Origin of the sequence: Halobellus salinus (assembly GCF_014646875.1) — an archaeon.
Taxonomy (GTDB): Archaea; Halobacteriota; Halobacteria; order Halobacteriales; family Haloferacaceae; genus Haloquadratum; species Haloquadratum salinum.
The window spans coordinates 287,754-297,963 of the sequence record NZ_BMOC01000002.1; the positions used below are offsets into that span (position 1 = coordinate 287,754).

Annotated in this window: 12 protein-coding genes; 10 read left to right on the top strand and 2 right to left on the bottom strand. The window is 63.6% G+C overall.

What is annotated here, in order from left to right; all coding sequences use genetic code 11:
- Nucleotides 1-3: 3 nt before the first annotated feature.
- Nucleotides 4-762, top strand: a complete 759-nt coding sequence (locus IEX72_RS03340; RefSeq protein WP_188785961.1) for a class I SAM-dependent methyltransferase — start codon at nt 4-6, stop codon at nt 760-762.
- A 30-nt stretch (nt 763-792) separates the two neighbouring features.
- On the opposite strand, the gene IEX72_RS03345 is transcribed toward IEX72_RS03340, so the two are convergent.
- Nucleotides 793-1,173: a hypothetical protein gene (locus IEX72_RS03345; RefSeq protein WP_188785962.1), complete on the bottom strand. Its 381-nt coding sequence runs from the start codon at nt 1,171-1,173 to the stop codon at nt 793-795.
- A 158-nt stretch (nt 1,174-1,331) separates the two neighbouring features.
- Nucleotides 1,332-1,757 (bottom strand): universal stress protein, encoded by a 426-nt coding sequence (locus tag IEX72_RS03350; RefSeq protein ID WP_188785963.1) that lies wholly within the window; start codon nt 1,755-1,757, stop codon nt 1,332-1,334.
- Nucleotides 1,758-1,872: 115 nt separating this feature from the next.
- Between IEX72_RS03350 and IEX72_RS03355 the strand changes: the two genes are divergently transcribed.
- The 9 genes from IEX72_RS03355 (at nt 1,873) to IEX72_RS03395 (ending at nt 9,821) form a co-directional block, all read left to right on the top strand.
- Nucleotides 1,873-2,238: a HesB/IscA family protein gene (locus IEX72_RS03355; protein ID WP_188785964.1), complete on the top strand. Its 366-nt coding sequence runs from the start codon at nt 1,873-1,875 to the stop codon at nt 2,236-2,238.
- 36 nt (nt 2,239-2,274) lie between these two features.
- On the top strand, nt 2,275-2,526 hold the full coding sequence (locus IEX72_RS03360) for a DUF5816 domain-containing protein (protein ID WP_188785965.1): 252 nt from the start codon (nt 2,275-2,277) through the stop codon (nt 2,524-2,526).
- Nucleotides 2,527-2,690: 164 nt separating this feature from the next.
- On the top strand, nt 2,691-2,990 hold the full coding sequence (locus tag IEX72_RS03365) for an ATP-binding protein (RefSeq protein ID WP_188785966.1): 300 nt from the start codon (nt 2,691-2,693) through the stop codon (nt 2,988-2,990).
- 438 nt (nt 2,991-3,428) lie between these two features.
- Nucleotides 3,429-4,679 carry an extracellular solute-binding protein gene (locus IEX72_RS03370; protein WP_188785967.1) on the top strand — a complete coding sequence of 417 codons (1,251 nt, stop codon included), beginning with the start codon at nt 3,429-3,431 and terminating at the stop codon, nt 4,677-4,679.
- Between the two features lie 3 nt (nt 4,680-4,682).
- A complete protein-coding gene (locus IEX72_RS03375; protein WP_188785968.1) occupies nt 4,683-5,606 on the top strand; it encodes an ABC transporter permease in 924 nt (307 codons plus the stop codon).
- Complete coding sequence (locus IEX72_RS03380) at nt 5,606-6,439, top strand: ABC transporter permease (RefSeq protein ID WP_188785969.1); 834 nt, start codon at nt 5,606-5,608, stop codon at nt 6,437-6,439. The genes IEX72_RS03375 and IEX72_RS03380 overlap by 1 nt, the downstream gene beginning before the upstream one ends.
- 3 nt (nt 6,440-6,442) lie before the next feature.
- Nucleotides 6,443-7,474, top strand: coding sequence for an ABC transporter ATP-binding protein (locus IEX72_RS03385; RefSeq protein WP_188785970.1), 1,032 nt, complete (start codon nt 6,443-6,445; stop codon nt 7,472-7,474).
- Between the two features lie 91 nt (nt 7,475-7,565).
- The gene (locus tag IEX72_RS03390; protein ID WP_188785971.1) at nt 7,566-8,909 is read left to right on the top strand and encodes an aminomethyl transferase family protein; all 1,344 of its coding nucleotides are present in this window, start codon (nt 7,566-7,568) and stop codon (nt 8,907-8,909) included.
- Between the two features lie 123 nt (nt 8,910-9,032).
- Nucleotides 9,033-9,821: an HAD-IIA family hydrolase gene (locus tag IEX72_RS03395; protein WP_188785972.1), complete on the top strand. Its 789-nt coding sequence runs from the start codon at nt 9,033-9,035 to the stop codon at nt 9,819-9,821.
- Nucleotides 9,822-10,210: the final 389 nt, after the last annotated feature.

Consider the following 10,210-nt stretch of genomic DNA (forward strand, 5'->3'; position numbering starts at 1 on the left):
CGGATGGTCGATCGCGGCTCCCCACCCACGTTCGCGGCGGCTTGTGAGGCCGTGCTCGCGGCGCCTGACCGGGACCACTCGGCGGACACGACGCTCGCGCCGGTTCACACGAGGACGCTCCCCAAGGGGTGGGGCACGCGGCGGCACGCCCTCGTCACCGCACGGCTTCCGGCGGATGTCGACCGCGTGCTCGAGCTCGGGTGTGGTGTCGGTGCCCTTCTCGGCCACCTCACCCGGCGGTACGACGCGGTGGGGGTCGACGAAAGACCCGCACACCTCCGATTCGCCGCGGCCCGCGGATCGGTCGTCGGCGGTCGTCCGATGACTCCGCCCGTCCGGAATCGGTTCGGCGGAGTCTGTGCGACCGAGTACGCGACAGCGCGGGTGCCGGCAGTCGACCTCTGCGTCGGGGCCTACGCCGCGCTCCGACCGGGCGGTCTCGTGGTCGTCGTCGCGCCGACCGACGCGTCGGGAGTGGCGGAGTCCGGCGTCGGGAGCTTCACCGACGCCCGCTACCGGCTCGAACGCGCGGTCGACGTGGAGACGCAAGACACCGTCGCGGTCGACTGCCGGGTCACCGACCGTCGAACCGGCGAGACGGCGGTGACGACGGAGCGCCGCGAGGTCGAGACAACCACCGCCGACGGACTCACCGCCGCGTTGCGGACCGCGGGGTTCGAAGACGTGGTCGTCTCCGGGGAGAACGACCGTCCGAACGTCGTGGTCGGAGTCGGCGCGCGGCCGGTCGAGACGGGGCACTGACACCGGAGCACGGCGCCTACGGTCGGCTGGCTACGCCTCGCTGTCGTAGAGATCCGCCCGCACGTCAGCCACGAAGTCGGTGAGGTTCCGCGCGGCACTCGGGTCGAGAACCACGATCGTACCCGACTCGGGGTCCCGCGGCAGGTGGACGATCACGCGGGAGGAGAAGACCCGAACTGTGGCCCGGAGCGGCTCCGTTCCGCCCTCGAATTCCGCCTCGGCCTCCCGGCGCCCGTCCGACCGGACCTCCCGGAGGACCTCACGTTCCAGTTCCGATCCGTGACGTTCCGTCGCGTCCCCGCGGCGGTAGAGGTCGCGATGCTCGTCGCCGTCGTAGATCATCACGGCCTGGAGTGCGTCCCCCGCGTGGGTGCGCAGGTGCTCGACCACGCTGCCGAACTCGTGTGTCATGCTCGTAGATCGGGGCCCGGGGTGATGTGTTGCTCGCTCCGGTCAGCGCTCGGCGCACGCACTTGGGGAGCCACCCCGGCCCATACCGTCAGCTATCGTCACGTGACGGATTTCGACACGGGGTGTCGAAAATCTTCACGTAGGGATAGCCAACAGTCTCACTCCTCTTGTGCCCGGACGGTCAACACTGGGACCGACGAGAGCCGGACCACCCGCTCCGTGGTACTGCCGAGCAGGAACCGGTCCAGTCCGCGCCGGCCGGCAGTTCCCATCACGATGAGGCCGGAGCCAACGGAGTGGGCGTAATCGAGGATGGTCTCGACCGGATCCCCAGTCAACACGTCACCGGAAATGTCGGTTCCGGCGTCGGCGCGGTCGACCGCCTCGGAGACGACCTGCTCGCCCTCCTGCTCGAGTGCGTCGACGACCTCACCGCCCTGCGTGGTGAGGCTGTCGCGGTTGGAGTCGGCGACGTAGACCACGTGGATCTCCGAGCCGTGGTGGCGTGCGAGTTCGACAGCGTGGTCGACGGCGGCGTCGGACTGGCTGCTCCCGTCGGTGGGTACGACGATCGTCTCGTACATGCCCCCGATTTCACCAGGGGAACACATATAAGCACGGCCGAGGCACGCGGAATCCGGGTGCCGACCGCCAGCCACCAGCGTCAGTACTAATACGGAGCACGCGGTAACTGTCGGTATGAGCACTGAAACAGCCGACGGCGGCAACGGTGGCACCGTGACCGTAACGCAGGCGGCCGCCTCGGAGGCATTGGATCTCATCGAGTCCGAAGGGCTCGACACCGACCAGGCCGGCCTCCGGCTGTTCGTCCAACAAGGCGGGTGTGCGGGGCTCTCGTACGGGATGCGCTTCGATCACGAACCTGAGCTTGACGACGCAGTGATCGAACAGCACGGCCTCCGCGTGTTCGTCGACCCCGCGAGCCGGAACTACGTCGGTGGCTCGACGCTCCAGTACGAGGGCGGCCTCCAGGGTGCGGGCTTCCACGTCGAGAACCCGAACGTCGTCAGCGAGTGTGGGTGCGGGGAGTCGTTCCGGACGTGAAACACGCACCACCGAGTCGGGACCGCGACCGCGCCGATGCCAACTGACCGCGACGCGGTGGAGACGCCCCGCGGTGAGACCGTCTACGTTGACCGTGCGCAAGCCGAACGCGGGGCCAAAGGGCGGTTCTACGTTGCGTACACCGCGCCGGGGACCGACCACAAGTGGGGCTTCTTTTGCGGGAACTGCGAGTCGGCCGACAACGCAATGGACACGATGGGCCGGATCGAGTGCAACAGCTGCGGTAACGTTCGGAAACCCGACGAGTGGGACGCCGCCCACGAGTGACTCCCCAGCCGCTCCGGTTCGGCTTCGGCTGTTGCTGTTCCGACAACCGGCACAGCAACAAGAACTTGACTCCGAGTGCGTGTATGAGGTAGCCACGCCGAACCCCTATCGACCTCACCGAACGGATCGAGCGCCGACGGACCCGAAGCAGCAGGAACGAACTGGTGGTCGACCCTGACTCGCTGAACCCCGCAGTCCACCTCTCGGAGCCCGTCGGTCGGGAGGCGCTCGTCGAGGCGTTTCTGAACGCCGTCGACCCGCTCTTCGACCGGGCGCTCCCACCGAACACCTACGTCTGGGGGCCGGCCGGGCCGGGGAACTCCGTCATTGTGACCGCGCTGCTGTCGGCGCTGGATTCGGAGATGAGCGACGCTGATCGGCTCTACACCGCTACCCGGGGCGGGAGTGATCGTCCGGAGGCCCGGTTCGTCTACAGAATATCGAGGCAAGTGCCTCGGGACTGATTTCGGCGCTCACGGACGGATGACCGCCGGCCCCTACGTCGGCGCCCTCGACCGGTGCCGGACCGAGGCCCGGACGTCGGTTCGACGGTCGCCGCGGACGCGGATCGGCGGTGGCGGTCGGTCGCAGGGGTCGCCGACGCAGTGTTGTCGGTTCCTGTAGTCCGATCGGGGCGTGCGGGGACCGACCGTGCCGCTCTGCCGTCGAGTCGCTTGCGCCGACCGGAGAGACGAACGTCTGTATCCGTGTTGCACAGTGACGCCGGTCGGGTTGTCGGGCTCCGAGTGGTATGTACAATAGTTTTGTCTATATAATACTATTTAGAACTATGTGCGGTGCAAAATACGCTTTCGAGTCCATCTAAGCCGTTTGTATGGCACTTTTCGCTCTTCATCAAAGGATTTATTATCGCATCTAAATAGTCAGAATTGTAGCTCGAGATGGCTCCGACCAACGACCCGACAACCAGACGGAAGGTCCTCGCATCGAGCGGTCTGATCCTCGGCGGTAGCCTCGCCGGCTGTACCGGCGGTAGCGGCGGCGACGGCAGCGACGGCACCGATAGCGGTGGTGACAACACCGGCAGTGGTGGTGGTGACAACACCGGCAGTGGTGGTGGCGACAACACCGACACCGGCGGAGGTACTGAAAGCTGCTCCGGCGAGAGTTACGAGGTGGGGTACGGCGAGTCCCAGACTACGGTCTGTTCGGATAATTTCCCGACCGACGAGAAACTCTACGTGTACGCGGTCCAGTCGGGGTGGATGAACTGGCCGTCCGTGATGGAGGCGTTCAACGACCAGTACGGGGTCCAGCTCAACGACGATGACCGATCGTCCGGAGAGGCTCTTCAAGACGCACGAACGAACGCGCAAAGTCCGACCCACTCCGCGTTCAACGGTGGGTACACGTTCGCGGTGCAGGCGATGCGGGACGGGCTTACGCAGGCGTACAAACCGGCGAACTGGGACAAGGTCCCCGACAACGCGAAGACGGACAACGGCCACTGCATCGGAACGCGGAAAGTGACGACAGCACTCACGTATCGAAAGGATCTCTTCGAGGAACGCGGCCTCGACGAGCCCGAAACCTGGGAGGATCTGAAGCATCCTGACATCATGAAGGACCTCGCGCTACAGACGCCGCAGGCCGCGGTCGGACTCGCGGCAGCGCTGTCAATCAACAACGCCTACGGGGGCGGCCTCGACAACATCCAGCCTGTGATCGATTACTATAATTCGATCCAGGAGGGTGGGGCGGAGTTCACTGACAACTTCCTGGCGCAGTTCACAAGTGGGGAGTACGGGTCGTTCATCCGGTACGACTACTCCGGGCTGGATCTGAAGTACAACAGCGACGACCTCGGCGAAGACCAGGTCGGCGTAGCGCTGCTCGAAGGTCCGAACGGCGAAGCCGGCGCGTTTAACGCCCTGTACGGGTACGCGATGCTAGCGAACGCGCCGAATCCGGAGGCTGTCAAGCTGTTTATGGATTACGTGTTGTCTCTGGAGGGCCAGCAGCACTTCCTCGATGCATACGCTCGTCCGATCCGGGCACCCGAGATGGATATGCCCGACGAGTTCCCGCCACAGAGCCGGTACGGCGAAACTGAATTCATTGTCAACCAGTCCGACCTGATCGACAACCAGGAGAACATCATCCAGGAAATCACCCGCGGGGCCGGACTGTAGGGGATGGCGACGGATCACGTATCGATAAGCACGCGCGTTTCGAGCGCTGCTCGTACCACCGTCGAGGTGTTGACGTCGCCCTCGTCGGAACGTCAACGCGAGATACGGCGGATCGTTTCCCTCTGTCTACCGTTCACCGTGTTACTGCTGTTCTCCGGAGTGTTCCCTCTGACGGAGATGGTTCGGATCAGCTTCTCCGAGAGTCGGTTGGTGACGGAAGGCTTTACCACCGAATTCTATATGACGCTGGTGACCGATCCGTACTACCGAAACGTCGCGTTCAACACCCTCTGGTTCGCTGCGGCAACCACGGTTGCGTCGATTGGTGTCGCCGTCCCAGTCGCACACGCGCTCGAGAAATACTCGTTGCCGGCGAAGTCGGTGATACTGACAGTGTTGTCCTTCCCGAACAGCCTCCCCGGAATCGTCGCGGCATTTATGATCATCATCCTGTTCGGAAACACTGGCGTCTTCACCAACGCCGTCGCATTCATCTCCGGACAGTCGAGTACCGACATCGCGTTCTCGACCGGCGTTCTCGGCCTTTTTTTCGCCTACATCTACTCGATGATCCCGCGCGCTCTCCTCCTTCTGCGCGGGACGTACGCTGAGGTGAACACGGACGCCGAAGAGGCAGCCCGGTCACTCGGGGCAACCCCGCTTCAGACCTTCCGGTTCGTGACGCTCCCACAGATCAAACCGGGGTTGATCGGGGCGTGCATTCTAGTGTTCCGAACCGGCCTGGCCATCTTCGGGACAGTCCTGATTCTGAAGGGGCTGCTCGTGTGGACGCTCCAGATCGACCGTGAGTTGGCGCAAGGGTTCAATATCGCTCAAGCGTCGGCGATGGCGACTGTCTGGTTCGTTTTCGTGTTCGGTTTCACAGTTCTGGTACTCCGGTACACGACCGCTGAGGTGAGCATCTGATGGCCGAGCGCTTCGGGCAAGGTGGTCTCTCCGCACGCTTTGGGCGTCCGTTCGTCACGCTCGTGCTGGTGCTGACGCTTCTGTTCTTAGCATTCCCGGTCGTGATGACGTTCGTCAGCTCCTTTGCGTCCGACTGGTTCGGCGTTCTTCCGACCGGGTTCGTCACCCTGGCAAATTGGCAGGACGTTATCTTCGGCACCGGGGTCGGTGCCGACGTCGCGGTCGGTTCGTCGCTCGCGTACAGCACCGGGCTTGCCCTTGCCGGCGTCGTAATCAATCTTATCGTCGGGGTTCCGATCGCGTACGCGGTCGCCCGGTACGACTTTGTGGGGCGTGACTGGGTCAACGTGTTCGCGATCCTGCCGCTCGCTCCGGGGATAATCTTGGGTATCGCGTTCCTCCGAACATACCCCGATCTGTCGACGTCCGGAATCGCATTGGTTATTGGATACTCGCTGCTAAAAGCGCCGTATATGGTGATGGCGGTCCAATCGAGTTTCCAGTCGATGGACCTCCAGCAGATCGAGGAGAGCGCGAGGTCGCTCGGCGCGTCGTGGCCGCGGACCTTCCTTACCGTGATCGTCCCGAACGCGAAGACGGGAATCATCGCCGGATCCATTATCTCGTGGACGCTCGCTGCCGCGGAGTTCAATTTCTCGTATATCGTCTACTCCCGTGGGACACCGCCACTCGCGATCTTCCTATTCAACAACATCACGAACGCATCGTTCCTGAACGCGGCGGCCGCAGTGTCGGTGTTCTTCCTCCTCATTGCACTGGTCACGATCGCGCTACAGATCATCGGTAACAGAAGTGCCGTTCGGAGGGTCTAAGATATGTCAGAAGTTTCACTCGATAACGTCACGAAACGGTTTGATTCGACAGTCGCCGTCAACGATGTCTCGATCGACATCGACGACGGTGAAGTAATGGGCATCGTCGGTCCGTCGGGGTGTGGAAAGACGACCGCACTCCGGCTTGTCGCCGGGTTCGAGACGGTCTCGGAAGGCACAGTCCGGTACGACGGCGAGGACGTTACACATATTCCTCCGGAGAACAGGAACGTGGGGCTAGTCTTCCAGTCGTACGCTCTTTTCAACAATATGACCGTGCTCCAGAACGTCACGTTCGGCCCCAAGATGCACGATGTTGGAAAGGAAGAACGGCGGGATCGGGCGTGCGAACTGCTCGAACTCCTCGACATCGAGGAACTAGCCGATCGGAACCCGAAGACACTCTCCGGCGGCCAACAACAGCGTGTGGGTCTCGCCCGCGCGCTCGCGATCGAACCGCATATTCTTCTGCTCGACGAGCCGATGACTGGGTTGGACGCGAAGCTGAAGCAGACGCTACGGCAGGAACTCGGACAGCTCCTCGACGATCTAGAAGTGACGACGCTGTACGTGACACACGATCAAGAGCAGGCGATGTCGATGTGTGACCGTATCGCGGTGATGAACGACGGCCACCTCGAGCAGATCGGAACGCCGTCGGAAATCTACGAACAGCCGGCCAACGAGTTCGTTGCGGGGTTCATCGGGACTGCGAACCTGCTGGAGGTAACGATCGAAGACGAGCAGGTATCATTCGGATTCACCGAGCTCGACGCGCCGGGGCCACAACGAGTGGACGGGACGGCAACGGTGATGATCCGGCCCGACGACGTACGGGTCGGCGAGGGACCGGTGTCTGTCGAGATCACGAACCTGTTCTACCAAGGAGAACACATCCAGGCGACGGGCCTGCTTCCCGACGGACAGAAGCTCACCCTCAGGCTTGATCGCTCACTCGGCGACGTAACGACCGGCGACTCCCTCTCAATCGCCTTTGACCCGGACGACATCCACGTGATCGAGTCGACCCGATAGGTCCGAGTGTCAGGTCTTCGGAACGGATTTATCCTCACTTGCGCATTTCCTGATAATTTTAAGTTAGAGTATGAAGAAGCCATCCGGAAGGATGACGGACCAAACCCTCGCTGATGCCCTCGCAGCCGCCGACAGCCCGATGGCACTTCTCCGCAACAACCCTGGTCGACATCCCTACCCCGTGAACTCGGAGTTCACGAACTGGATCGAGGAGGTGCGGAGCTGGCGGGAGGCCTGCAGCCTCTCGGACCTCTCGCACCACCAGAAGGACCTCTACGTAGAGGGGCCCGACGCCTTGGCGGTCTTCGCGGACCTCGGGATCAACGACTTCGGGGGGTTCGAGCCCGGCCAGGCCAAGCAGTTCGTCGCGTGCAACCCCGACGGGTACGTGATCGGGGACGCGATCTTGTTCTACCTCGACGATAACCGGCTGAAACTCACCGGGACGCCCGTCGCGCCCGACTGGGTGGAGTACAATCTAGAGACGGGCGATTACGACGCCACCGCGGCGGCCGACGAGCGGTACCACGACAAAGACGAGCCCCACCGGACGTTCAGATACCAGCTCCAGGGGCCCGACGCCCTCGACACGATGCGGGACGCCGTCAAGGGATCGCTGCCGGAGATTCCGTTCTTCAACTTCGAGGATGTCACGATCGGCGGCGTTGAGGTCCGGGCGCTACGGCACGCTATGGCGTCGAACGCGGGCTTTGAGATCTGGGGCCCGTGGGCCGAGCGCGACGCGGTCCGGGGGGCGATCCTCGACGCGGGCGAGTCGTACGGGATCCGGCAGCTCGGCGAGAAGAGCTACAAGGCGCAGGGACAGGAGAAGGGATGGATCGCGCGGCCGCTGCCCGCAATCTTCGGCGAGCCGATGGCGGAGTACCGCGAGTGGCTCGACGCCGGCAGCTACGAGGCCACGAGCACTCTGGGCGGGAGCTTCGACCCCGACGACGTCTCGGAGTACTACCTGAACCCGATCGAACTCGGGTACGAGCGGTTCGTCGACTTTGACCACGACTTCGTCGGCCGGGACGCGGTTTCGGAGATGGCCCAGGTACCCCAGCGCGAGAAGGTCACACTCGTGTGGGACGACGACGACGTGGTCGAGCTCTTCACGTCGCTGCTCCGCGACGGGGAGACCTACAAGTACTTCGACCCCTCGATGCCGTACTGGGCGGTCTTCCACTACGACGAGGTCCTGCGTGGCGACGAGACCGTGGGGGTCTCGAAGTACTTCGGGTACACCTACAACGAGCGGTCCGTGCTGTCGCTCGCGCTCGTCGACTCCGAATACAGCGACCCCGGTACCGAGGTGACGCTCGTGTGGGGCGAACCCGGTGGCACGTCACCCAACCCGAAGGTGGAAGAGCACGTCCAGACGGAGATCACGGCGACCGTCGCTCCGAACCCCTACGTCGACTTCGACGAGTGAGTCGCTCATGACCCACACAGTGGCCGTACCCCACCACAAACGGGGGTCGTGTCCGTCGGACCCGATCGACACGCCACCGGCCTGGGCCACCGGACTCACGGGGAACTCACCCCGGGGCCGACAATGAGCGGGTACGAGGCCGCGGTCCTCGACCTCGACGGGACGGTGTATCTCGGCGACAGCCTCATTCCCGGGGTCGACGCCGGGATTCGGAGGTTGCGGGAGTCGGTCGGCCCCGTCCGGTTTCTCACGAACAAGCCGATCGCACGCCGTCGGGACTACCGCGACAAACTTCGTCGGCTCGGGATCGACACCGAACTGAGCCACGTGATCAACTCAGGGTGGGTGACCGCCCAGTACGTCAGTGACCGGTACCCCGAGGCGGAGGCGTTCGTCGTCGGCGAGTCGCCGCTGATCGAGGAGTTCCACGACGCCGGTGTCGACACCACAACGGACGCCACCGGCGATTTGGTGGTGGCGTCGATGGATCGGGAGTTCGACTACGAGGACCTGGACATCGCGCTCCAAACGCTCGAAACCGGTGACACGCCGTTTGTGGCGACCAATCCCGACCGGACGTGCCCAACGGAATCGGGGGTGATCCCGGACGCTGCGGGGATGATCGGCGCGATCGAGGGCGTGACCGGTCGAACCGTCGACGAAGTCCTCGGGAAGCCCTCGCCGCGGATGATCGAGACCACGCTTGAGGCGGTCGGTGTCGATCCCGCCGACTGTCTGATGATGGGAGACCGGATCGAGACCGATATTCTGATGGGCGAACGCGCGGGAATGACCACCGTGTTGGTGCTGTCGGGAGTGACCGATCGGGAGATGCTCCGGGACGCTTCGGTCGGCCCCGACTACGTTCTGGAGTCACTAGCGGCGGTCGGCGACGTGCTTGAGGACCGCTGACACCGGTCGGCGTCGCCGCGGCTGGCCTTCCCCGCAACCCGGCCGCACCCGTTCTCTCTGCCCCGGCGCGTGGGTGACCGATCGGTCACCCTGCGCCGGTCTCGAACGGGTGTGGTGGACGATCACGCGGCTCGGTCACGATTTTTTCCATATCGAACCGAATCAACGAGGTTAAATACAAACCACACTTCAGACAGTAATGCGAAGAACACAACGCGACTGCGGACGGTTGAACTCCGTCCGCACTCGCCGTCTGATCCCCGACGGATCCGGTTCAACGGGTTTATACCCGTCCGCCGACTCGTCGTGGATGGACACGGAATGAGGATTCCACCCCTGCGGTCCGCCGTACACGATGGAATCTGATGTTAGCCTTGGTGGTTCGGTGA

Bases quoted from the DNA above. Each gene is read 5' to 3' on its own strand.
- IEX72_RS03380 (WP_188785969.1), top strand. From the start codon at position 5,606: ATGGCCGAGCGCTTCGGGCAAGGTGGTCTCTCCGCACGCTTTGGGCGT.
- IEX72_RS03350 (WP_188785963.1), bottom strand. From the start codon at position 1,757: ATGTACGAGACGATCGTCGTACCCACCGACGGGAGCAGCCAGTCCGAC.
- IEX72_RS03395 (WP_188785972.1), top strand. From the start codon at position 9,033: ATGAGCGGGTACGAGGCCGCGGTCCTCGACCTCGACGGGACGGTGTAT.
- IEX72_RS03390 (WP_188785971.1), top strand. From the start codon at position 7,566: ATGACGGACCAAACCCTCGCTGATGCCCTCGCAGCCGCCGACAGCCCG.
- IEX72_RS03360 (WP_188785965.1), top strand. From the start codon at position 2,275: ATGCCAACTGACCGCGACGCGGTGGAGACGCCCCGCGGTGAGACCGTC.
- IEX72_RS03355 (WP_188785964.1), top strand. From the start codon at position 1,873: ATGAGCACTGAAACAGCCGACGGCGGCAACGGTGGCACCGTGACCGTA.
- IEX72_RS03340 (WP_188785961.1), top strand. From the start codon at position 4: ATGGTCGATCGCGGCTCCCCACCCACGTTCGCGGCGGCTTGTGAGGCC.
- IEX72_RS03370 (WP_188785967.1), top strand. From the start codon at position 3,429: ATGGCTCCGACCAACGACCCGACAACCAGACGGAAGGTCCTCGCATCG.
- IEX72_RS03375 (WP_188785968.1), top strand. From the start codon at position 4,683: ATGGCGACGGATCACGTATCGATAAGCACGCGCGTTTCGAGCGCTGCT.
- IEX72_RS03345 (WP_188785962.1), bottom strand. From the start codon at position 1,173: ATGACACACGAGTTCGGCAGCGTGGTCGAGCACCTGCGCACCCACGCG.
- IEX72_RS03385 (WP_188785970.1), top strand. From the start codon at position 6,443: ATGTCAGAAGTTTCACTCGATAACGTCACGAAACGGTTTGATTCGACA.